At 71.8% G+C, this 22,232-nt stretch carries 16 protein-coding genes and 2 pseudogenes; 3 read left to right on the plus strand and 15 right to left on the minus strand.

The features are described from left to right. Positions 1-148: 148 nt before the first annotated feature. Both AQI88_RS34030 and AQI88_RS34035 read left to right on the plus strand, forming a co-directional pair. Positions 149-883 (plus strand): MBL fold metallo-hydrolase, encoded by a 735-nt coding sequence (locus AQI88_RS34030; protein WP_067006844.1) that lies wholly within the window; start codon positions 149-151, stop codon positions 881-883. 34 nt (positions 884-917) lie between these two features. Next, on the plus strand, positions 918-1,724 hold the full coding sequence (locus AQI88_RS34035; protein ID WP_067006847.1) for a DUF3097 domain-containing protein: 807 nt from the start codon (positions 918-920) through the stop codon (positions 1,722-1,724). Here AQI88_RS34035 and AQI88_RS34040 read toward each other — a convergent pair. From AQI88_RS34040 to lepA, 5 genes are all read right to left on the minus strand, one after another. Further along, positions 1,708-1,980, minus strand: a complete 273-nt coding sequence (locus tag AQI88_RS34040; RefSeq protein WP_067006850.1) for a hypothetical protein — start codon at positions 1,978-1,980, stop codon at positions 1,708-1,710. The two genes, AQI88_RS34035 and AQI88_RS34040, sit on opposite strands and share 17 nt — an antisense overlap. A gap of 77 nt (positions 1,981-2,057) precedes the next feature. Then, entirely contained in the window at positions 2,058-3,290 is a 1,233-nt protein-coding gene (gene hemW, locus AQI88_RS34045; RefSeq protein WP_067007004.1) for a radical SAM family heme chaperone HemW, read from the minus strand. A 27-nt stretch (positions 3,291-3,317) separates the two neighbouring features. After that, positions 3,318-5,138 (minus strand): SpoIIE family protein phosphatase, encoded by a 1,821-nt coding sequence (locus AQI88_RS34050; RefSeq protein WP_167357500.1) that lies wholly within the window; start codon positions 5,136-5,138, stop codon positions 3,318-3,320. 199 nt (positions 5,139-5,337) lie between these two features. Further along, a complete protein-coding gene (locus AQI88_RS34055) occupies positions 5,338-7,212 on the minus strand; it encodes an AMP-dependent synthetase/ligase (protein ID WP_067006856.1) in 1,875 nt (624 codons plus the stop codon). Between the two features lie 262 nt (positions 7,213-7,474). Beyond that, positions 7,475-9,349, minus strand: a complete 1,875-nt coding sequence (gene lepA, locus AQI88_RS34060) for a translation elongation factor 4 (RefSeq protein ID WP_067006861.1) — start codon at positions 9,347-9,349, stop codon at positions 7,475-7,477. Positions 9,350-9,575: 226 nt separating this feature from the next. Between lepA and rpsT the strand changes: the two genes are divergently transcribed. Then, positions 9,576-9,842, plus strand: a complete 267-nt coding sequence (gene rpsT, locus AQI88_RS34065) for a 30S ribosomal protein S20 (RefSeq protein ID WP_067006864.1) — start codon at positions 9,576-9,578, stop codon at positions 9,840-9,842. Positions 9,843-10,042: 200 nt separating this feature from the next. On the opposite strand, the gene AQI88_RS34070 is transcribed toward rpsT, so the two are convergent. From AQI88_RS34070 to leuS, 10 genes and pseudogenes are all read right to left on the minus strand, one after another. Beyond that, complete coding sequence (locus tag AQI88_RS34070; protein WP_067006866.1) at positions 10,043-10,438, minus strand: nuclear transport factor 2 family protein; 396 nt, start codon at positions 10,436-10,438, stop codon at positions 10,043-10,045. Positions 10,439-10,539: 101 nt separating this feature from the next. Then, positions 10,540-11,529, minus strand: a complete 990-nt coding sequence (holA, locus tag AQI88_RS34075; protein ID WP_067006869.1) for a DNA polymerase III subunit delta — start codon at positions 11,527-11,529, stop codon at positions 10,540-10,542. 86 nt (positions 11,530-11,615) lie between these two features. Next, a complete protein-coding gene (locus AQI88_RS34080; RefSeq protein WP_067006872.1) occupies positions 11,616-11,861 on the minus strand; it encodes a hypothetical protein in 246 nt (81 codons plus the stop codon). Positions 11,862-11,902: 41 nt separating this feature from the next. After that, a pseudogene (locus AQI88_RS49165) lies at positions 11,903-12,081 on the minus strand (YceI family protein); the annotation flags it as partial. Positions 12,082-12,087: 6 nt separating this feature from the next. Further along, positions 12,088-12,954, minus strand: coding sequence for an arylamine N-acetyltransferase family protein (locus AQI88_RS34085; protein ID WP_067006875.1), 867 nt, complete (start codon positions 12,952-12,954; stop codon positions 12,088-12,090). A 471-nt stretch (positions 12,955-13,425) separates the two neighbouring features. Further along, positions 13,426-16,009: pseudogene (locus AQI88_RS34090) on the minus strand (ComEC/Rec2 family competence protein). Then, positions 16,006-17,166: a ComEA family DNA-binding protein gene (locus tag AQI88_RS43935; RefSeq protein ID WP_079057983.1), complete on the minus strand. Its 1,161-nt coding sequence runs from the start codon at positions 17,164-17,166 to the stop codon at positions 16,006-16,008. Before AQI88_RS43935 ends, AQI88_RS34090 begins: the two are co-directional and overlap by 4 nt. Before the next feature lie 119 nt (positions 17,167-17,285). Continuing rightward, positions 17,286-18,131, minus strand: coding sequence for a DegV family protein (locus tag AQI88_RS34100; protein WP_067006881.1), 846 nt, complete (start codon positions 18,129-18,131; stop codon positions 17,286-17,288). Between the two features lie 72 nt (positions 18,132-18,203). Continuing rightward, on the minus strand, positions 18,204-18,944 hold the full coding sequence (locus AQI88_RS34105; protein WP_067006884.1) for a hypothetical protein: 741 nt from the start codon (positions 18,942-18,944) through the stop codon (positions 18,204-18,206). Positions 18,945-19,112: 168 nt separating this feature from the next. Further along, positions 19,113-21,986 carry a leucine--tRNA ligase gene (gene leuS, locus AQI88_RS34110; RefSeq protein ID WP_067006887.1) on the minus strand — a complete coding sequence of 958 codons (2,874 nt, stop codon included), beginning with the start codon at positions 21,984-21,986 and terminating at the stop codon, positions 19,113-19,115. Positions 21,987-22,232: the final 246 nt, after the last annotated feature.

A 22,232-nucleotide genomic window follows, 5' to 3' on the forward strand; every position in this document is an offset into this window, starting at 1 on the left:
CAGCATGTCGTCCCCTAGGCCCTTCGGTCGTCTGCCTGGCACTCTGCGTGTCCGAGTGCCAGAGTTCCCCGGCCCAGTGTACGGCCGTGGGGTACTGACTGGGCAAGGTCGGTGCCGCCTTACCTGGTTGAACGGCTAGCGTCGCGGTATGACGGCGACTTGGGAAGAGCTGGGGTGGGAGCGGCTGGCCGCAGGGGTGGGGCGGTGCCGACTGCCCGGCTGGGACTGCACCGTGGGCCTGGTCCTCGGCGAGGGTACGGCGCTGGTGGTGGACTCCGGGTCGAGCCTGGCCGAGGGCGCGCGGGTGCGGGAACAGGCGCAGCGGCTCGCGGGCCGCCGTGTGACTCATCTCGCGCTCACCCACCCGCACTTCGACCACGTCTTCGGTGCGGCCGCGTTCGCCGGGGCGGAGGTGTACGGCGCGGTGGGCCTCGACGCGGTGTTCGCGTACGAGCGCGAGGAGATGCGCCTGGACGCGATCCGGAACGGCCTGCCGGCGGCGGACGCAGAGGAGGCGGTGGACGCCCTCGCCCCTCCCCGTCACCTGGTGTCCGGCGAGTGGACCCTGGACCTCGGCGACGGCCGCCAGGCCCTGCTGGCCAACGTGGGCCCCGGCCACACGGCCCACGATCTCGCGGTGCTCGTCCCCGGCTCGGTCTCCGGTGGGCCGGAGATCGTCTTCTGCGGCGACCTGGTGGAGGAGTCCGGCGCACCCCAGGCGGGCCCGGACGCCGTACCGTCCCGCTGGCCCGACGCCCTGGACCGGCTGCTCGCCCTCGGCGGTGAGGACGCACAGTACGTGCCCGGTCACGGAGCGGTGGTGGACGCGGCGTTCGTACGACGGCAACGCGACGAGCTGGCAGCGCGTTTCGGCGTGTCGTGAGCCCGGGTCCCCCGCTTCTCCTATCGTCATCCGAATGCGCCAGTACTCCCCCGACCTGACCCCGCCGTGGAAGAAGCCCAAGCCGGTGCCGGAGGTGCCGGCCGAGCCGGGGCTGGTGGTGGAGGAGCCCGGTACCGGGTTCTGCGGGGCGGTGATCCGCTGCGAGGCGGGCACGGTGACGCTGGAGGACCGCTTCGGCAAGCACCGGGTGTTCCCGCTGGAGCCGCGCGGCTTCCTGCTGGAGGGGCGGGTGGTGACGCTCGTACGGCCGTCGTCCTCGGCTCCGGTACGGCCCACCCGTACGGCCTCCGGTTCGCTCGCCGTCCCCGGCGCCCGTGCGCGCGTGGCCCGCGCCGGCCGCATCTACGTCGAGGGCCGGCACGACGCCGAGCTGGTCGAGCGGGTGTGGGGCGACGACCTGCGCATCGAGGGCGTGGTCGTGGAGTACCTGGAGGGCGTGGACGACCTGCCGTCGATCGTGGCGGAGTTCGGTCCGGGCCCGGACGCGCGGCTGGGCGTGCTCGTGGACCACTTGGTGCCGGGCAGCAAGGAATGGCGCATCGCGGAGTCCGTGACCAGCGAACACGCCCTGGTGGTCGGCCACCCGTACATCGACATCTGGGAGGCGGTGAAGCCGTCGTCGCTGGGGATTCCCGGCTGGCCCCGGGTGCCGCGCGGGCAGGACTGGAAGACGGGGGTGTGCCGGGCGCTGGGGTGGCCGGAGAACACGGGGGCGGCCTGGCAGGGGATCTTGTCGCGGGTGCGGTCCTACAAGGATCTGGAGCCGGAGTTGCTGGGGCGGGTGGAGGAGCTGATCGACTTCGTCACCGCGCCGGAGTGATCCCGGCCGCCGCCTCTCGGGTGCGCTGCCGGTGGCCCGCGCGATCCGGTGCGCCCAGGTACCGCCAGGGCTGCTCTACGGGCCCGAGCCACAGCGGACGCGGCACCCAGCGCCGGAGCGCCTTCTCGTGCGAGGCGCGCTGGTGCCTGATGTCGATGCGGTAGCGCAGGCGCGGCAGCCCGGGCCGCAGGGGCGTGGCGTCCGGGACGAACTCCCACAGCAGGGGGTCGTCGCGGTCGATCGCGTCCTTCGGCACAGCTCGACGGTGTACACTGCCGCCCCCTTGGTTAGGGACCGAACCGGCGTTCTGCACCGATTCACCCGCCGGAGTGATCAGTCCACCAAGTCCCGCACCACCGCGTCCGCCAGCAGCCGCCCCCGCAGGGTCAGCACCGCCAGCCCCTCCTCGTACGGACCGGACTCCAGCAGCCCCTCCGCCAGCGCCCGCCGGGACGCTGCAAGCCCCTCCTCCTTCAGGAGCGACAGCGGGACGCCCTCCCGCAGCCGCAGCTCCAGCAGGATCCGCTCCACCCGCCGGTCCTCGTCGGACAGCAGTTCCCGGCCCGCGCCTGGCGAGCGGCCGGAGGCGAGGGCCGCCGCGTACGCGCCCGGATGCTTGACGTTCCACCACCGCACCCCGCCCACGTGCGAGTGCGCCCCGGGGCCCGCGCCCCACCAGTCCGCGCCCCGCCAGTACAGCTCGTTGTGCAGGCAGCGCCCCGCCTCCGAGGTGGCCCAGTTGGACACCTCGTACCAGTCGAAGCCCGCCGCGGACAGCATCTCCTCGGCGATCAGATAGCGGTCGGCGTGGACGTCGTCGTCCGTCATCGGGACCTCGCCCCGGCGGATGCGGCGGGCGAGCTGCGTGCCCTCCTCCACGATCAGGGCGTACGCGCTGATGTGGTCCGGTCCCGCCCCGATCGCCGCGTCCAGCGAGGACCGCCAGTCGTCGTCCGACTCCCCCGGCGTGCCGTAGATCAGGTCGAGGTTGACGTGCTCGAAGCCGGCCGCGCGCGCCTCTCCCACGCACGCCTCGGGGCGGCCCGGGGTGTGCGTCCGGTCGAGGATCTTCAGCACATGCTGTTTCGCGCTCTGCATGCCGAAGGAGATCCGGTTGAAGCCGCCTTCGCGCAGGGTGGCGAGGTAGGCCGGGTCGACCGACTCCGGGTTCGCCTCCGTCGTGATCTCCGCGTCCGGCGCCAGACCGAACTCGTCGCGGATCGCGCCCAGCATGCGTACGAGATCGTCGGCGGCCAGCAGCGTCGGCGTGCCCCCGCCCACGAAGACCGTACGGGCCTCGCGCGGGTCGTCGCCCAGTACCTTCCGGGCCAGACGGATCTCGTCGGTCAGCGTGTCCGCGTAGTTGTCCCGGGAGGCGAGCACTCCGCCCGAGCCGCGCAGCTCGGTGGCGGTGTAGGTGTTGAAGTCGCAGTAACCGCAGCGGGTGGCGCAGTACGGGACGTGCAGGTAGAACCCGAGGGGTCGGTCGGCGGCGCCGGCGAGCGCGGAGGGGGGCAGCGCGCCGTCGTCGGGGACGGGCTCACCGTCGGGGAGTGCGGAAGGCATGTCCTCCATTGTCCCGTACGACGGCGGTTACTCCGCCTGGAGCACCAGGAGGGCGAGGTCGTCCTCCGGCAGGCCGCCGCCGAAGTCGTGCACCAGGCGGCGGATCCTTTCCGCGATCAGCTCGGCGCTCAGGCCCGTACAGCCGGACAGGGCCCGCGCGAGCCCGTCGCCGTCGTCGAACTGGCGGGAGCCGGAGCGCCGCTCGGTCACCCCGTCGGTGACGCACAGCAGGCTGTCGCCGGGCCGCAGGTCGATGGTCTCACTGGTGTACGTCTCGTCCTCGACCACCCCGAGCAGGGTCTGCGGCCGGGCGGCGGTGCGCACCTCGCCGTCGGGGCGCAGGACCAGCGGCAGTGGGTGTCCGGCCGAGGCGAGGGTGCAGCGGACGCCGTCGTCGTGCGGGGTCAGCTCGCCGTAGAGGAGGGACAGGAAGCGGGTCTGCGGGCCGTCCCCGGGGGCCACGGGCCGGCCGCCGGCGGCGACCAGGGCGCGGGCGGCCGCGTCGGCGGCCTCGGTGGCGTCGTCCAGGAGGAGCTGGTTGAGGCGGTCGAGGACGTCGGCGACCCGGTAGCCCTCGCGGGCGAGCAGACGCAGCCAGGGGCGGGCGAGCCCGATCACGACCGCCGCCTCGGGGCCCTTGCCCTGTACGTCGCCGACCGCGAAGCACCAGCGGCCGTCGCCCGCCGGGAAGAGGTCGTAGAAGTCGCCGCTCGGGCCGCCCTTGTCGCAGGGCTCGTAGACGAGCGCGCTGCGCATTCCGGGGATCTCGGCGACCGCGCCGGGCAGCAGGCCGCGCTGCAGGACGGCACTGATGGTGGCCTGCCGGGCGTACTGGCGGGCCGCGCCGATGGCGAGGGCCACCCGGCGGCTGAGGTCCTCGACCAGACCGGTGACCTCGTCGGGAAAGCTGAGCAGCCCGCACCGCCCGATGACCAGCGTGCCCAGCGGACGGCCGCCCGCTATGAGCCGGTACGCGAGTGCGGTGCCGTCGGCGCCCTGCGGGCCGAGCGCGTCACCGGGCCAGGGGTACGGCTCCGGGCCGGAGCGCAGTCCGTCGCGCGGGCACGGCGGGTCCTTCTCCAGGGCGCGGGTCAGTTCCTCGATCCGGCTCTCGCTGGCGTGCCACACGCGTGCGGGCGCGCCGCCGTCTCCGCCGCGCGCACTCGCCTCGTCCTCCAGCCACACCGCGCACCAGTCGGCGAGCCGGGGCACGATCAGCTGCCCGGTGAGGGCGGCGACCAGGTTCTCGTCCAGCTGTCCGGCGAGCAGGTCGGAGGCCTCGGCGAGAAAGGACAGCGCGCCCCGGCCCAGCCAGTCCCGGTCGGCTCCGGGGCGCTGCGGCTGCGGGGCGAGCGCCTCGGCGGTCTCCAGGGCGGGGACCGGTGCGGGCTCGTCCGGCTCGTCCCGGCCGCCGGGCGGCAGCCGCGCCCACACCGTCTTGGTGCCGGTGCGGTAGGTGACGCCCCAGGACTCGGCGAGGGTGGCGACCAGGCGCAGGCCGCGCCCGTGGTCGGAGATCTCGTACGGTGCCTCGCCGCCCGAAGGGTCGCGCGGGGCGCGCGCGGGGTGGTGGTCACGCACCTCCACCACGAACGCGCCGCTCTCCTCCAGCCGCCAGTCCACCTCCACCTCGGTGCCCGCGTGCACGACGGCGTTGGTGACCAGTTCGCTGACGACGGCCATGGCGTCGTCGGCGAGCCGCGCGCAGATCTCGGGGGCATCGGTGAACGCCGTGCGCAGCAGCGCGCGGGCAGCCCCCGGCGCGAGGGGGCTGCCGGGCAGGGTGGCGTGCCCCTGAGCCCCTCGGGCGTGGGTCTCGTTCTCCCGCTGCATCGGTATGGCCGCCATGTCCATGCGGCCAGGGTGACAGACCGACCCCATGGATAAGCGCAGAGTCACCGAAGCGACCAGCAACGCATGCGAACTGTGCTACTGGAGGACAGTTTCGAACGCGATGTGAAGCGAGCCGTAAGAGGGGGGCGGGGAACTGCGCGACCAGCCGCGGACGGCCCGCAACGGCTCAACGACGCGCAGTCCCCCTCAGGGCCTACGACTCCCGCGTCCCCGCGTACATCTCGTCGATGAGGTGCCGGTACTCCCGCTCGACAACAGGCCGCTTCAGCTTCAGGCTCGGCGTGATCTCACCGTGCTCCACGTCCAGGTCGCGCGGCAGCAGCCGGAACTTCTTGATCGTCTGCCAGCGCTGAAGACCGGTGTTGAGTTCCCGCACATAGCCGTCGACCAGCTCCACCGTCTGCGGCGCCGCGACGACCTCGGCGTACGACTTGCCGTCCAAGCCGTTCTCCTTCGCCCACTGGAGGATCGCGATCTCGTCCAGGGCGATGAGAGCGGTGCAGTAGTTCCGGTCGGCGCCGTGCACCAGGATGTTGGAGACGTACGGGCACACCGCCTTGAACTGGCCCTCGACCTCGGCGGGGGCGACGTACTTGCCGCCGGAGGTCTTGATGAGGTCCTTCTTGCGGTCGGTGATGCGCAGGTAGCCGTCGGGCGACAGCTCGCCGATGTCGCCGGTGTGGAACCAGCCGTCGGACTCCAGCACCTCGGCGGTCTTCTCGGGCTGCTGGTGGTAGCCGTCCATGATGCCGGGGCCGCGCAGCAGGATCTCGCCGTCGTCGGCGATGCGGACCTCGGTGCCGGGCAGCGGCTTGCCGACGGTGCCGGTGCGGTAGGCCTCGCCGGGGTTGACGAACGAGGCGGCGGAGGTCTCGGTGAGGCCGTAGCCCTCCAGGACGTGGATGCCGGCGCCGGCGAAGAAGTAGCCGATCTCCGGGGAGAGCGCGGAGGCGCCGGAGACGCAGGCGCGCAGCCGGCCGCCGAAGGCCTCGCGCAGTTTGGCGTAGACGAGCGCGTCGGCGGCCTTGTGCTTGGCCGCGAGACCGAAGGGCACGGTGCGGTTGCCGGTGCGCCGGAAGTTGTCCTGGCTGGCCTTGGCGTACTCGCGGGCGACCTCGGCGGCCCACTGGAAGATCTTGTACTTGGCCCCGCCGCCCTCGCGGGCCTTGGCCACGACGCCGTTGTAGACCTTCTCGAAGATGCGCGGCACGGCCGCCATGTACGTCGGCTGCACCACCGGGAGGTTCTCGATGATCTTGTCGACGCGCCCGTCGACGGCGGTGACGTGGCCGACCTCGATCTGGCCGGAGGTGAGCACCTTGCCGAACACGTGGGCGAGCGGCAGCCAGAGGTACTGCACGTCCTCGCCGCTGATCAGGCCGGTCGCGGCGATGGCCTTCGCCATGTACGCCCAGTTGTCGTGCGGCAGACGCACGCCCTTGGGGCGGCCGGTGGTGCCGGAGGTGTAGATGAGGGTGGCGAGCTGGTCCTTGGTGATCGCGCCGACCCGCTCCTTGATCAGCTCGGGGTGCTTGTCCAGATAGGCGGCACCGCGCTGCTCCAGCTCGGTGAGGGTGGTCACCCAGTCGTTCGTCTCGACGCCGGCCGGGTCGATCACCACGACCTTGGTCAGCGCGGGCAGCTCGCCGCGCTTCTCCACCGCCTTGGCGAGCTGGGCCGCGTCCTCGGCGATCAGCACCCGGCTCTCGGAGTCGGAGAGGATGAACGCCGACTCGTCGGCGTTGGTCTGCGGGTAGACGGTCGTGGTGGCGCCGCCCGCGCACATGATGCCGAGGTCGGCGAGGACCCACTCGACGCGGGTCGAGGAGGCGAGCGCCACCCGCTGCTCCGGCTGCACGCCCAGTTCGATGAGCCCGGCGGCGATCGCGTACACCCGCTGCGCCGCCTCGCCCCAGCTCAGCGACTTCCAGTCGTCGGGGCCCTGGCCGGAGGCCGGCGGGACGGGGTAGCGGTAGGCCTCGGCGTCCGGTGTGGCCGCCACGCGCTCCAGGAAGAGGGCCGCCACGGACGGCGGACGGTTCTCGATCAGGGTCTGTGTGTCGCTCACGACATCCTCCGGGGCCCGCGACAGTGCGGCTGGCTCAAGTGCGGCTGGGTTAACTCACGGTGGGGTTCGCGCTTGTTGTTTAACTCGCGAGTAACTATCGAGCAGGGATCAGAGTAAGGCGCGACCGGCCGCTGCGTAAGGGGCATCGGCCTGTCACTTTCCACTCAGAGCGACGCTACGCACGCGTAGGGGCCCGCCACGCTTTCGCACGACGAGCCCCCGTTGTACCCGGTTTGCGAGCGCAAGCCGTGGTTACCCGCGGTTACTTCTTACTCTTGGCCGACCCCGCGCTGTCATCGCTGGACAGGACCGCGATGAAGGCCTCCTGCGGAACCTCCACGGAACCCACCATCTTCATCCGCTTCTTGCCTTCCTTCTGCTTCTCCAGCAGCTTCCGCTTACGGGAGATGTCACCGCCGTAGCACTTGGCGAGGACGTCCTTGCGGATGGCGCGGATGGTCTCGCGGGCGATGACCCGGGAGCCGATGGCGGCCTGGATCGGCACCTCGAAGGCCTGCCGCGGGATGAGCTCGCGCAGCTTGGCGACGAGCCGCACCCCGTACGCGTACGCGGCGTCCTTGTGGGTGATCGCCGAGAAGGCGTCCACCTTGTCGCCGTGCAGCAGGATGTCCACCTTGACCAGGCTGGAGGTCTGCTCGCCGGTGGGCTCGTAGTCGAGGGACGCGTAGCCGCGGGTCTTGGACTTCAGCTGGTCGAAGAAGTCGAAGACGATCTCCGCGAGCGGGAGGGTGTAGCGGATCTCGACCCGGTCCTCGGAGAGGTAGTCCATGCCGAGCAGGGTGCCGCGCCGGGTCTGGCACAGCTCCATGATCGAGCCGATGAACTCGGTGGGCGCCAGGATGGTGGCACGCACGACCGGCTCGTAGACCTCGCGGATCTTGCCCTCGGGGAACTCGCTCGGATTGGTGACGGTGTACTCGGTGCCGTCCTCCATGACCACGCGGTAGACCACGTTCGGCGCGGTGGCGATCAGGTCGAGCCCGAACTCGCGCTCCAGCCGCTCGCGGATCACGTCGAGGTGGAGCAGACCCAGGAAGCCGACGCGGAAACCGAAGCCGAGGGCGGCGGAGGTCTCCGGCTCGTAGACCAGCGCGGCGTCGTTGAGCTGCAGCTTGTCGAGGGCCTCGCGCAGCTCGGGGTAGTCGGAGCCGTCGAGCGGATACAGACCCGAGAAGACCATGGGCTTCGGGTCCTTGTAGCCGCCGAGCGCCTCCGTGGCGCCCTTGGCCTGGCTGGTGACGGTGTCACCGACCTTGGACTGGCGCACGTCCTTCACGCCGGTGATGAGGTAGCCCACCTCACCGACGCCGAGACCGTCCGCCGGGAGCATCTCCGGCGAGTTGGTCCCGATCTCCAGCAGCTCGTGGGTGGCACCGGTCGACATCATCCTGATGCGCTCGCGCTTGTTGAGCTGGCCGTCGATGACACGGACGTACGTCACGACACCGCGGTAGGAGTCGTAGACCGAGTCGAAGATCATCGCGCGGGCCGGCGCATCGGCGACCCCGACCGGCGCCGGGATCTCCTTGACGACCTTGTTGAGCAGCGCGTCGACGCCGAGGCCGGTCTTGGCGGAGACCTTGAGCACGTCCGACGGGTCGCAGCCGACCAGGTTCGCCAGCTCCTCGGCGAACTTCTCCGGCTGGGCGGCCGGCAGGTCGATCTTGTTCAGTACGGGGATGATCGTGAGGTCGTTCTCCATCGCCAGGTAGAGGTTGGCGAGGGTCTGCGCCTCGATGCCCTGGGCGGCGTCGACGAGGAGGATGGTCCCCTCACAGGCGGCCAGCGACCGCGAGACCTCGTAGGTGAAGTCGACGTGCCCCGGGGTGTCGATCATGTTGAGGATGTGGGTCGTGCCCTGGTCGGGGCCCTCGGTCGGGGCCCAGGGCAGACGCACCGCCTGGGACTTGATCGTGATGCCGCGCTCGCGCTCGATGTCCATCCGGTCGAGGTACTGAGCACGCATCTGCCGCTGCTCGACCACACCGGTCAGCTGGAGCATCCGGTCGGCGAGTGTGGACTTGCCGTGGTCGATGTGCGCGATGATGCAGAAATTGCGGATCAGAGCCGGGGCGGTACGGCTCGGCTCGGGCACATGGTTAGGGGTCGCGGGCACGCAGGGTCCTGTCTCTTGAGGCGCCTTATGCCTCGGGTCGGATCGATACGTAGTCTCCATGGTCCCACGCGGAGGGACCGAGGACCGTTTTGGGCCGTTCGCAGGGCCACTGGTACTGTAGATGGCTGTGCCTCATGCCCTCTCGGCGTGAGGCGCGACAGAAAATTTTTGGATCACCGGTACGGGACCCGAGCGGCCCCGCACCTGAACCTGAAAAGGCTCCTTCGTGGCGAACATCAAGTCCCAGATCAAGCGGATCAAGACCAACGAGAAGGCTCGGCTGCGCAACAAGGCCGTCAAGTCCTCCCTGAAGACCGCGATCCGCAAGGCCCGTGAGGCCGCTGCCGCGGGTGACGTCGAGAAGGCCACCGAGCTGCAGCGCGCTGCCGCGCGTGCGCTCGACAAGGCCGTCTCGAAGGGCGTCATCCACAAGAACCAGGCCGCCAACAAGAAGTCGGCGCTTGCTTCCAAGGTCACGTCCCTCAAGGGCTGAAACTCCCTTCTGATCTGACCGCCGGAAGGACCCAGAGCGGGCCCTCTCTCATCCGCTCCCGTCCGGCACCCCAGAGCCTGTTCGCGGCCTGCGTTCGCCACGCGGGAACGGGCTCGCAAGCTTGATCCGAGGCCCCGGTGCCCTCCCTTCCCCAGGGTGGGCGGCGGGGCCTTCGGCATGACCACCCCCGGGCACCTGCGTCACGACCAGAACGCGTTGTCCAGGTCGATGTCCGTTACGCACTGGTCGATGTCGGTGATCTTGTCCCCGACGATCCGGACGACGAGGCATCCGTCCTCGTGATAGCGCCTCCCCTCGCGCTCCGCGGTGATGTGGTGCAGGGCGACGGCATGGCCCCGGCCGTCGACGAACACCGTGCGCAGGTCGGCGCGCAAGCTGCCACCGGTCTCCTGGAAGAGCCGGCGGTACATCCCGATCACCGCGTCCTGGCCCTTGAAGTCACCGGACAGCGGGTGGCTGCCGGGCACGTGGTAGGTGACGTCCGCCGTCATCAACCCGCGCAGGGTGTCCATGTCGACGCGGAGGAAGGCGTCGTAACCCTTGCGGACGAGCGTTGCATGCGGGTGTTCAGCCATGGAGACCGCCACCTTCCCGTGCCTCGGCGATGTACGGCTGACAGCTCCGATTCTCCTCGCCGACCGCGGCGGGGCGACTGGATCACGCTCCCGCCGGCGGCTCAGCCCCGTCCTCTGGACCGCGCCGCCCGGGCGATCGTCACGACGGCCTTCTCCAGGGCGTACTCGGGATCGTCGCCGCCGCCCTTCACACCCGCGTCAGCCTCGGCGACCGCACGCAGTGCCACGGCCACCCCGTCCGGCGTCCAGCCCCGCATCTGCTGCCGCACCCGGTCGATCTTCCAGGGCGGCATCCCCAGCTCCCGCGCGAGGTCGGCGGGCCGGCCGCCGCGCGCCGACGACAGCTTGCCGATCGCCCGCACGCCCTGCGCGAGCGCGCTGGTGATCATCACCGGCGCGACCCCGGTCGCCAGCGACCACCTGAGTGCCTCCAGCGCCTCCGCCGTGCGCCCCTCCACGGCCCGGTCGGCGACCGTGAAGCTGGAGGCCTCGGCCCGCCCGGTGTAGTACCGCCCGACGACGGCCTCGTCGATCGTCCCCTCTACGTCGGCGACGAGTTGCGCCGCCGCCGAAGCCAGCTCCCGCAGATCGCTTCCGATCGCGTCGACCAGGGCCTGGCAGGCCTCGGGCGTGGCCGACCGCCCGAACGAGCGGAACTCCCCCCGCACGAACGCCAGCCGGTCCGCCGGCTTGGTCATCTTCGGGCAGGCCACCTCACGCGCGCCCGCCTTGCGCGCGGCGTCCAGCAGGCCCTTGCCCTTGGCGGCGCCCGCGTGGAGCAGCACGAGGGTGATCTCCTCGGCGGGGGACCCGAGGTAGGACTTCACATCCTTGATCGTGTCGGCGGACAGATCCTGCGCATTGCGTACGACCACGACCTTGCGCTCGGCGAAGAGCGAGGGACTGGTCAGCTCGGCGAGTGTGCCGGGCTGCACCTGGTCCGGGGTCAGGTCACGTACGTCCGTGTCGGCGTCGGCAGCTCTGGCGGCAGCCACCACCTCCTGCACGGCACGGTCGAGCAGGAGGTCCTCCTGGCCCACGGCAAGGGTCACCGGGGCGAGAGGGTCGTCATTTGCAGTCTTTCTGGCCATCGCCTAAAGCATCCCACGCGGCACTGACAACGAACCGGTCCGCGGCCCTGATCGGTCCCCGAGCCCACCCGGAGTCCGCCTCGGGGTCACGGCTCCTCGCGCCAGCCGTCCCACTGCCCCGCGAACGCGTCCAGCTCGGCGGGGTCCAGGCGTTCGCCCTCGTCGTGCAGCACGACCAGCCACTGGGCGTCCTCGGCGTCGTCCTCGCCGGCCAGCGCGTCCCGAACGAGCTGGGGCTCCTCGTCGAGGCCGAAGCGCTCCCCGAGCGCCTCGGCCGCCTCCTCGGCGGCATCGCGGTCGGGCAGCACCAGCACATGTCTCACATCACTCACGGGCCCATTCTCCGGCACACTGCCCCGACCGAAGCGCCAGGTCAGCCGTTGGGCACGAGCGGTACGCCGTGGTCGAGCCGGATGCTCGGCCCGACCACCGCGATGCCCCGCGCCGGCATGGTCTGCCGGCTCACCGTGAAGCCGTCGCGGCGGAGTCGTCGCGGCGGAGTTCGGTGGTGGCCCGGCAGGCCGCCCGCGCCTCGCCCTGCATACCGTTGCCGTAGGTTCATTCGGTCACTGATGCGACTTTCGGATGCGGCTTTCGAGACAACAGCGGTGTCGGCACTGAGCTCAGCCCGATCCCGAACCCCTCCCGGTACACCGCCAGCACCTCCTCGTCGGTGCCCAGTTCCCGTGTCTCCTTCCTGCCGTCAGCGGCCGTCGTGGTCAACTTCCGCCCACTGAGCGTGATCCGCCCGCCGTCCTCGGTCACCCGTGAGCACACCAGGGACTGGGTGAAGTGCGAGTGCGGCGAAGTGCTGTTCCACCAGGCCCCGCCCACGAAGTCCCCGAGCACCCGGGGCCGCCGCTCCAGCCGGTACTCCGGCTGGCCGTCCCGTACGACGTCCAGGTCAGCCGACCTGGAGGGGTCTCCCCCGCCGCCGAGCACCCCGGCCGCGTCCGGTCCGGCCTCCGCCACCCGGAACGTCCCGCCGGGGTCCGCCTGCTCACCGCGTTCCGTGAACGCCAGCGGAAAGTGGCTGTGCGCCCCGAACCCGACATCGGCGAGCCAGTCACCGCCGTCGGCCGTCCGCACCCGCAGCGCGAGGTGGTCGTACGGGATCCCGAGCCGCCCCTCGTCCCCGTACACCCGCGCGGCGAGCAGCTCGACCTCGTAGCCGAGGGCGGCGAGCAACACCCCGAACGCGCCGTTGAGTTCGTAGCAGAAGCCGCCCCGCCGCGCCTCGACCAGCTTGTCCAGCAAGTGCTTCTCGCCCAGCACGATCTCCTCGCCGAGGTGGATCGACAGGTTCTCGAAGGGGACGGTCCGCAGATGGCGCAGGTGCAGTTCGCGCAGCGCCTCGGCGGTGGGCCGCTGCGGGCGCACGGCCCCGATCCGACGGAGATAGGCGTCAATCTGTGCTGCGTTCATACCCCCAGTCTGTGCCCAGCCCTCCCATCCCGACCTGGTCCCTCCCACCCGGCGCTGGATCCGGCTGCGTCCGGGCACCGGTCACCCGGAAGCATGGGCACCAGGCGGGCCTCTGCCCCCTTCATCCCGAGCCGGGTCCGGCCGCCTCCCCTCCCGACCCGGTCCCTACCATCCGGTGCTGGATCCGGCTGCCTCCAGGTGGCACCGGTCGCCCTCGACGGGTACCAGCTGGGCCTCCTCGTCCTTCCTCCCGAACCGGTCCGGCCGCCTCCCGTCCCGACCTGGTCCTGCCGGCTCCCATCCCGCCCCAGTCCGGCCGCCTCTACACCCGAGACCGTGTCCGGTCTCCTCCCGTCCTTGGTTCGGTGTCCGCTGTTCTCTTCTTCCGGTGCTTTGCCCGTCCCTCCTTGTCCGCCGGGGCCGGTCCGCCCCCGTCCGATTGCCCGAAGCCGCCCGCCCGCCTCGCCTGCCTCAGTCCCGGGCCACCCGCACCTCCCCTCTTGCCCCTCCGGTCCCGCCCACCGCAAGTGCCCCGTCCCGGTCCGTGCGCAGCACCATCGCGCCGCCGGCCCGCAGCGCGGCCACGGTCGCCGGTGCCGGGTGGCCATAGGGGTTGTCGGCGCCGCAGGAGATGAGCGCCACCCGGGGGGCCGCCAGCCGTATCAGCTCCGGGTCCTGATAGGCCGAGCCGTGATGGGCCACCTTCAGGACGTCCACGCCGGCCAGCTCGGCCGCCACCGGTGACCGCAACAGCTCCTGCTGGGCGGGAGGTTCGAGGTCCCCGAGCAACAGCAGCCGCAGTCCGCCGGACCGTACGAGCAGGGCGACACTGGCGTCGTTCGGGCCGTCGAGCTCCGGTGCCGGGCCCTGGCCGGGAGGTGGCGCCGCGGGCGGCCACAGCACCCGCCAGGCGAGGGCTCCGGTGCGCCGTTCCTCCCCGGCTGCGGCCCGGGTGAGCGGGATGTGCCGTTCGGCCGCCTCCCTTCTCACGAACTCGGCCTGGTCCGCCGGTTCTTCGAAATCCGTGGTCTCGATCGCGGCCACCGAGCGGCCCCGCAGGACACCGGGCAGGCCCGCGACATGATCGGCATGGAAGTGGGTCAGGACGACCAAGGGGATGCGAGTGATGCCCAGCTCCCGCAGGCAGTGGTCCACCAGTGTGGGATCGGGTCCCGCGTCCACGACCACCCCTGCTCCCTCGCCGGCTGCCAGCACCGTCGCGTCGCCCTGGCCTACGTCGCACATCGCGAACCGCCAGCCCGGCGGCGGCCATCCCGTGATGACCCGGGTCAGCGGCGCCGGCCGCACCACCACCAGCAGGAGCAGTACGCCGAGCACACCGCACCACCAGGGGTGGCGCAGCAGCCGCCGGGCGGCCAGGACCACGGCCACGGTGACCGCCGCGAGCAACAGCGCCCCGGCCCAGCTCCCCGGCCAGTCCACACCCCCGCCGGGCAGCGCCGCCCCGGTCCGGGCGACCCTGGCGATCCATCCGGTCGGCCAACTCGCTCCCCAGGCCAGTACCTTGGCCACCGGCATCGCCACCGGCGCCGTCGCCAGCGCGGCGAATCCCAGCACCGTGGCCGGGGCGACCGCTGCCTCGGCCAGCAGATTGCAGGGCACCGCCACCAGGCTCACCCGGGCCGACAGCACCACCACGACCGGCGCGCACACGGCCTGCGCTGCGGCGGCCGCGGCCAGCGCCTCCGCGAACCGGGCCGGTACCCGGCGCCGCCGCAGCGCCTCGCTCCAGCCGGGCGCCAGCACGAGCAGTGCGCCGGTCGCCAGCACGGAGAGCAGGAAGCCGTAACTGCGCGCCAGCCACGGGTCGTACAGGACCAGCAGGAGGACGGCCGTGGCCAGTGCCGGAATCAGGGATCTGCGGCGCCCTGTCGCCAGGGCGAGCAGGGCGACCGTGCCGCAGGCCGCGGCCCGCAGCACGCTGGGGTCGGGTCGGCACACGATCACGAAGCGGCGTGAGCGCTCCCGCGAGCAGCGCGGTCGCTCGCAGCGAGAGCCCCAGGCGCGGGGCGAGTCCGCGGCGCTCGACGCGCTGGGCCAGACCGGGCGGCCCGATGAGCAGGGCGAGCAGGATCGTGAGGTTGCTGCCGGAGACGGCGAGCGTGTGTGCCAGGTCCGTCTCCTTGAAGGCCTCGTCCAGTTCGGGTGTGATCCGCGAGGTGTCGCCGACGACCAGTCCGGGAAGCAGCGCCCGGGCGTCCCCCGGCAGTCCGTCGCTCGCCTCCCGCAGACCGGCCCTGAGCCGGCCCGCGAGCCGCTGCGGCCCGCTCGGCCCTGCGACGACCTCCGGCACCGGTTCGTTCCGCACACGCAGCACGGCCGCGGTCCGGTCGCCGCCGGTCAGGGAGGGTGCCAGTCGAGCGTGCACCCTCAGCCGCGTGGACGGCAGCAGCCCGAGCCAGACCGGACGCGCACCGCGTGCGCCGGGCGCGGGAGGCGCGGCGGGCGCGTCTTCGTCGGGGGGCGCCCGTGGCGCCGGAACCTCGGCGTCGACGACCAGCAGCACAGGGCTCCGCGTGCGCACACCCGTCCCGTCGCCCTCCTCCACGCGCCGTACCTCCGCCCGGGCCAGCACCGCCGTCGGCGCCGCGTGATCACCCCGCACCCGGGGCCTGCTCAGCCAGGGATCGCCGGTCAGCTCGACCTCGGCGGTCACGGTGGCGAACCGGCGGGCCAGCTCGGGCACCGGCCCGCGCCGTACGTCCGCCCCGTGCAGCCCCGCCGAGGCAGCAGCTGCGGCGACGCAGAGCAGCACGGCGGCGACCGGGGCGCGGAGCCGGCCGAGCCGAGTCCGCGACCGCCCCCGCCACCACGCCGACAGCACAGCGGCTCCGGCGACCAGGCAGACGACCGCGATGCCGGCGCTCCAGCCCGGCGCGGCGTCCACGGCCAGCGCCGCCGTCCCCCAGGCCGCGAGCGCCGGCGGCACCAGACGCAGGTCGGCCGGGGTCGGTGGCCGCTGGTCGGCGGGACTGTTCCCGGCCGCACCGGCTGCCCCGCGCCGCGACGGCTCGCGATCCGGTGCGCCTCTCATGGCCGCACCAGACTGCGCAGGTCGGAGAAGCGGCGGTCGCCGATGCCGTTGACCTGGCGCAGTTCGTCTACCGAGCGGAAACCGCCGTGCCGGGTGCGGTAGTCGATGATGTGCTGGGCCAGCACCGGGCCGACTCCGGGCAGGGTGTCGAGCTGGTCCGCGGTCGCCGTGTTGAGGGAGACCGGGGCGGCGGGTCCCGCCCCGTTGCCCGGCCCGGGCGGAGCTGCCGCCACCCCTGGGGGTGCGCCGACCAGGACCTGCTCGCCGTCCACCAGGAAACGGGCCCGGTTGAGCCCGTCGGTGCTCACGCCCGGCCGTACTCCGCCCGCCGCGCGCAGGGCGTCGGCCACGCGGGAACCGGCCGGTAACCGCCGGATCCCCGGCTTGCGGACCTTGCCGCCGATGTCCACGACGATCTGGCCGGCCGCGGTCGCCGCTGCGCCGGCGGAACCGCGGGACTTCGCCTCATCGCCCTTCTTGGCATACGGCGCTTGCGCGCGCACCACTTGAGGAGCGCTCACGGGCTGCGTCCGGCCGGCCCAGAAGTGCTGGACGGCGAAGGCGACGGCTGCCACGAGTACCACGGCGAGCGCAACCACTCCCCGCCGCTCCACCCCGCATCGCACCTGCAACCACACCGGCAACCGCTCCCGCAGAGCAAGCCCGGCCCGCTCCCGCAGGCCCGGTACGAGAGGCTTCGCGGGCTCCGAATGGCCCGCTGGACCTGCCAGTTGCTCCTCGGCGGCCCGGGTCGGGGGCCCGGGCTCCATGGACGGCGCGCGTGCCTCGCCCGGTCCGGGCGGCGTCGTGCTCGCCGTACTCAGCCGGGGCGCCGCCCACGACAACGTCGGCGTACGTAACCTGGGCGCCGCCCCCGTGGCCGCCGCTGTACGCAACCCGGGCGCCGCTCCCGTCACGGTCGCCGTACGCGCGGGAGTCGGCCCGTCCGGCGGGGCGTTCCCCGACTCGCGCCATTGCACGGCCCGTTCGCCGAAGAGGAGTTCCGCGCGGCGGCGCAGTTCCTCCGCCGGGGCGGGCGCCCGGTGGCGGGCCCGGCCGCGGTCGGTGGAGCGCCGGCGGATGCGGCCGTCGGAGGCGGGGCCACGCCCGGGCCCGCTGGTCGGGGTGGCTGTGCGTGAACGTGATCGAAGTGCCATGCGACGAGGATGAGGCATCTCGCCACTTCGCGATGATCTTGGTCAATTCCCGGGGATTACCGGCTAGTTGTGGAAAACTCCACCACTCACACGGGTGAGGGCGGGCCGAGGATCCGGCGTCAGCGCGGCGAGACGACCGCTCCCAGCAGCCCGGGCCCGGTGTGCGCCCCGATCACCGCGCCGACCTCGCTCACATGCAGGTCGGCCAGTCCGGGCACCCGGGCCCGCAGCCGGTCGGCGAGGGCGGAGGCCCGGTCGGGGGCGGCGAGGTGGTGCACGGCGATGTCGACCTCGGCACTGCCCGCCCGGTCGGCTGCGATCTCTTCGAGGCGGGCGATCGCCTTGGACGCCGTACGGACCTTTTCGAGGAGTTCGATACGGCCGCCGTCCAACTGGAGCAGCGGTTTGACGGCCAGCGCGGAACCGAGCAGGGCCTGTGCTGCGCCGATGCGGCCGCCACGGCGCAGATAGTCGAGCGTGTCGACGTAGAAGTAGGCAGATGTACCCGCGGCCCGCTTCTCGGCGGCCGTCACGGCCTCGTCCACCGTGCCGCCGGCCTCCGCCGCCTCGGCCGCGGCGAGCGCGCAGAAGCCCAGGGCCATCGCGACCATCCCGGTGTCCACCACCCGCACCGGCACCGGTGCCTCGCGCGCCGCGAGGACCGCGGCGTCGTAGGTGCCGGACAGCTCGGCGGACAGGTGCAGGGAGACGATGCCGCTCGCCCCTGACTCGGCGACCCTGCGGTAGGTCTCCGCGAACATCTGAGGGCTGGGGCGGGAGGTGGTGACCGGCCGCCGCTTCTGCAGCGCCTGGGCCAGGGAACGGGTCGAGATCTCCGTACCCTCTTCGAGCACCTGGTCGCCCAGGACCACGGTCAGGGGCACCGCTGTGATGCCGTGGCGCTCCATCGTCCGCGGCGGCAGGTAGGCCGTTGAATCGGTGACGATCGCGACATGGCGGGACATGAGCTGGAGGTTACCTGCCGTAGTGCCCGTGCGGCAGCCCGGCCCCTGCCCTCCGGGCCGGGAGCGGACCGGTCATGTGGTGCTCTCGGGGCGCGGCTTCTTCTGCCAGGGGTAGGCCTGGCTCCGCCTCGGCGGGGTGATCTCCGGGGTCGTCGGCTCCTCGGCCGGGCGGGACCCGGGTGTCGGTGGCCAGGTCTGCTGCTGCGCTGCCGGGTCGTCGGCGGCGGCCGGGGCGTCGGGCCACGGCGCGGGCTCCGGCCCGGGTTCGGTCTGCGTCCAGTGCCGCAGGGCCCCTGCCTCGACGTCGATCTGGGCGCTGAGCGTGTCCAGGTCGTCGTCGGCGAAGCGGCGGGCCCGGTCGCGGGCGGCCCAGCGCAGCGAGTCCGCGGACTTGGTGATGCGCTCGGTGCGGTGGCGCAGCTCGGGCAGCCGCGCGACGAGCGTGGCCCGGTCCGGCTCGGACTCCAAGCGTTTGAGCTCGGCGTCCAGTTCGTGCCCGTGTGCGCTGAGCCGCTCGAAGAGGCCGACGGACTCCTTCAGCGACTCGTCCTCTGCCGTGCCCGCGTACAGCGCGTCCTGAGTGGCGCGCATCGAGGTGCGCAGTGTCAGGCGCAGCTGGGCGATCTCACCGGCCGGGCCGGGCTGGGCGAAGGACTTGGCGCGCAGGGTGTGGTCCTCGACTGTGCGGCGGGCCTGCGCGATCGTACGGTCCACGCCGCGCTTGGCGGCACCGACCGCCTTGACCGTGGCGTACGCGCCGAGGCCGATGAAGATCAGGAAGAGCAGGGCGAACACGGTGATCACAGTTGCCATGACGCTGCTCCTCAAGCCGATGCTGCACTACCCGCCGCGCTCTCCACAGTAAACGCGGCGGGCAGGCCCGGAGTTCCAGAAAAACCCCGAACCTGCCCGTAGGGGACTACCCCGACGCCAGGTGCACCCGGCTTCCTGTGTCACACAGGAACTGTCCTGCGTGAACTGTCACGCGGGAACGATGTTCACCAGCTTCGGCGCCCGCACGATCACCTTGCGGATGCCCGCGCCGTCCAGCGCCGCGACGACCTTCTCGTCGGACAGCGCCACCTTCTCCAGCTCCTCCTCGGAGATGGCCGGCGACACCTCCAGCCGGGCCTTGACCTTGCCCTTGATCTGCACGACGCAGGTCACGGTCTCGTCCACCACGTACTGCGGGTCGGCGACCGGGAAGTCCTGGTGGACGACCGAGTCGGTGTGGCCCAGCTTGCGCCACAGCTCCTCGGCGATGTGCGGGGCCAGCGGGGCGACCATCAGCACCAGCGGCTCGGCGACCGCATGCGGCACCGCGCCACCGGCCTTCGTCAGGTGGTTGTTCAGCTCGGTGACCTTGGCGATGGCGGTGTTGAAGCGCAGGCCTTCCAGGTCCTGGCGCACGCCGTCGATCGCCTTGTGCAGGGCGCGCAGCGTCTCCTCGTCGGGCTCGGCGTCGGTGACGGTGACCTCGCCGGTGTTCTCGTCGACGATGTTGCGCCACAGCCGCTGCAGCAGCCGGAACTGGCCGACCACCGCGCGCGTGTCCCACGGCCGGGAGACGTCCAGCGGGCCCATCGCCATCTCGTACAGGCGCAGCGTGTCGGCACCGTACTCGGCGGCGATCTCGTCCGGAGTCACCGCGTTCTTCAGGGACTTGCCCATCTTGCCCAGCAGGCGGGTGACCTTCTCGCCCTGGAAGTAGTAGGCGCCGTCGCGCTCCTCCACCTCGGCGGCCGGCACCGCGATGCCTCGGCTGTCGCGGTAGACGTAGGCCTGGATCATGCCCTGGTTGAACAGCTTGTGGAACGGCTCCGGGGAGGAGACGTGCCCCAGGTCGTACAGGACCTTGGACCAGAAGCGCGCGTACAGCAGGTGCAGCACGGCGTGTTCGGCACCGCCGACGTACAGGTCGACGCCGCCGTGCGGCTGGCCCTCGCGCGGGCCCATCCAGTACTGCTCGATCTCGGGGTCGACCAGCTTCTCGCTGTTGTGCGGGTCCAGGTAGCGCAGCTCGTACCAGCAGGAACCGGCCCAGTTGGGCATGGTGTTGGTCTCGCGGCGGTACTTCTTCGGCCCGTCGCCCAGGTCCAGGGTGACGTTGACCCACTCCTCGTTACGCGACAGGGGGGTCTCGGGCTGGGTGTTCGCGTCGTCCGGGTCGAAGGTGCGGGGGCTGTAGTCCTCGACCTCCGGCAGTTCCAGCGGCAGCATCGACTCGGGCAGCGCGTGGGCGACGCCGTCCTCGTCGTAGACGATCGGGAAGGGCTCGCCCCAGTAGCGCTGGCGGCTGAACAGCCAGTCGCGCAGGCGGAAGTTGACGGTGCCCTCGCCGATGCCCTTGCCTTGCAGCCACTCGGTGATGCGGGCCTTGGCCTCGGCGACGCCCAGGCCGTCCAGCGAGATCTCGTCGTTGGCGGAGTTGATGATCTTCGCGTCGTACGACCCGAAGGCGTCTTCCCACGTCGACGTGTCCGTGCCGCGGCCGTCGGTCGGCTCGACGATGCAGTGGATCGGCAGCTCGAAGGCGCGCGCGAACTCGAAGTCGCGCTGGTCGCCCGCCGGGACGGCCATGATCGCGCCGGTGCCGTAGCCCATCAGGACGTAGTCGGCGATGAAGACGGGGACCTGGTCGCCGTTGACCGGGTTGGTCGCGTACGCGCCGATGAAGACACCGGTCTTGTCCTTGGCCTCGGCCTGCCGCTCGACGTCGGACTTCGAGGCGGCCTGCGCGCGGTAGGCGGCGACGGCATCGGCCGGGGTCGCGTGGCCGCCGGTCCACACCTCGTGGGTGCCCTCGGGCCAGGCGTCCGGGGTGAACTTCTCGACCAGCGGGTGCTCGGGAGCCAGCACCATGTAGGTGGCGCCGAACAGGGTGTCCGGGCGCGTGGTGAAGACCGTGATGCGCTCGCCGTCGATCGGGAAGTCGACGCGGGCGCCCTCGCTGCGGCCGATCCAGTTGCGCTGCTGCAGCTTGATGGCCTCGGGCCAGTCCAGCTCCTCCAGGTCCTCCAGCAGCCGGTCCGCGTAGGCGGTGATGCGCATGTTCCACTGGCGCAGCTTGGCCTTGAAGACCGGGTAGTTGCCGCGCTCGGAGCGGCCGTCGGCGGTGACCTCCTCGTTGGCCAGCACGGTGCCCAGGCCGGGGCACCAGTTGACCGGCGCGTCGGAGGCGTAGGCCAGGCGGTACTCGCTCAGGACGTCGGCGCGCTCGCTGCCGCTCAGCTCGCTCCACGCGCGCGTGGTGCCCGGGACCGGGCGCGCACCGGACTCGAACCGGGCGATCAGCTCGGAGATCGGACGGGCCGTCCCGGCCTCGTCGTCGTACCAGGAATTGAAGATCTGCAGGAAGATCCACTGGGTCCACTTGTAGTAGTCCGGGTCGATCGTGGCGAACGACCGGCGCTTGTCGTGGCCCAGGCCCAGCCGGCGCAGCTGGGACTTCATGTTCTCGATGTTGGCCTCGGTGGACACGCGGGGGTGCGTGCCGGTCTGCACGGCATACTGCTCGGCGGGCAGGCCGAAGGCGTCGAAGCCCAGGGTGTGCAGGACGTTGTGGCCGGTCATGCGCTGGAACCGGGCGTAGACGTCGGTGGCGATGTAGCCCAGCGGGTGGCCGACGTGCAGGCCCGCACCCGAGGGGTACGGGAACATGTCCATGATGAACTTCTTGGGCTTCGCGACCAGCTCCGGGTCTCCGGCCAGGTCACCCTTCGGGTTCGGCGCCGCGTAGGTGCCGTCGGCATCCCAGAAGTCCTGCCAGCGTGCCTCGACCTCGGCTGCCACGGCGGCCGTGTAGCGGTGCGGCGCGGCCACCTCGGTGGTGGCAGCGGGGTTCGTCTCGCTCATGATCCTCAAAGCTCCATCGATCGTCTCTGCCTGCGGCTGTGACATTCAAGAAACGAAAAATCCCCTCGCACAGGAGGGGACGCCGCGCCGATGCCGACCACACGGCTCGACCGGGGGTCGGTACTGATCAGCGCGGCCCGCTAAGCAGAAGGCGTACGGCACGCATGGCGCTAGGGTACCGCAGCCCTTGAGTAAGCCGCGACGCGCTTCCGTATGCCTTGTTGACATGCCACGAACCCGACCAGA

Origin of the sequence: Streptomyces cellostaticus, from assembly GCF_001513965.1 — a bacterium.
GTDB classification, from domain to species: domain Bacteria; phylum Actinomycetota; class Actinomycetes; order Streptomycetales; family Streptomycetaceae; genus Streptomyces; species Streptomyces cellostaticus.

Coding starts and splice junctions, on each gene's coding strand:
- AQI88_RS34030 (WP_067006844.1), top strand. CDS start 149: ATGACGGCGACTTGGGAAGAGCTGGGGTGGGAGCGGCTGGCCGCAGGG.
- AQI88_RS34035 (WP_067006847.1), top strand. CDS start 918: ATGCGCCAGTACTCCCCCGACCTGACCCCGCCGTGGAAGAAGCCCAAG.
- hemW (WP_067007004.1), bottom strand. CDS start 3,290: ATGCCTTCCGCACTCCCCGACGGTGAGCCCGTCCCCGACGACGGCGCG.
- AQI88_RS34050 (WP_167357500.1), bottom strand. CDS start 5,138: ATGGCGGCCATACCGATGCAGCGGGAGAACGAGACCCACGCCCGAGGG.
- AQI88_RS34070 (WP_067006866.1), bottom strand. CDS start 10,438: ATGGCTGAACACCCGCATGCAACGCTCGTCCGCAAGGGTTACGACGCC.
- holA (WP_067006869.1), bottom strand. CDS start 11,529: ATGGCCAGAAAGACTGCAAATGACGACCCTCTCGCCCCGGTGACCCTT.
- AQI88_RS34085 (WP_067006875.1), bottom strand. CDS start 12,954: ATGAACGCAGCACAGATTGACGCCTATCTCCGTCGGATCGGGGCCGTG.
- AQI88_RS43935 (WP_079057983.1), bottom strand. CDS start 17,166: ATGGCACTTCGATCACGTTCACGCACAGCCACCCCGACCAGCGGGCCC.
- AQI88_RS34100 (WP_067006881.1), bottom strand. CDS start 18,131: ATGTCCCGCCATGTCGCGATCGTCACCGATTCAACGGCCTACCTGCCG.
- AQI88_RS34105 (WP_067006884.1), bottom strand. CDS start 18,944: ATGGCAACTGTGATCACCGTGTTCGCCCTGCTCTTCCTGATCTTCATC.
- leuS (WP_067006887.1), bottom strand. CDS start 21,986: ATGAGCGAGACGAACCCCGCTGCCACCACCGAGGTGGCCGCGCCGCAC.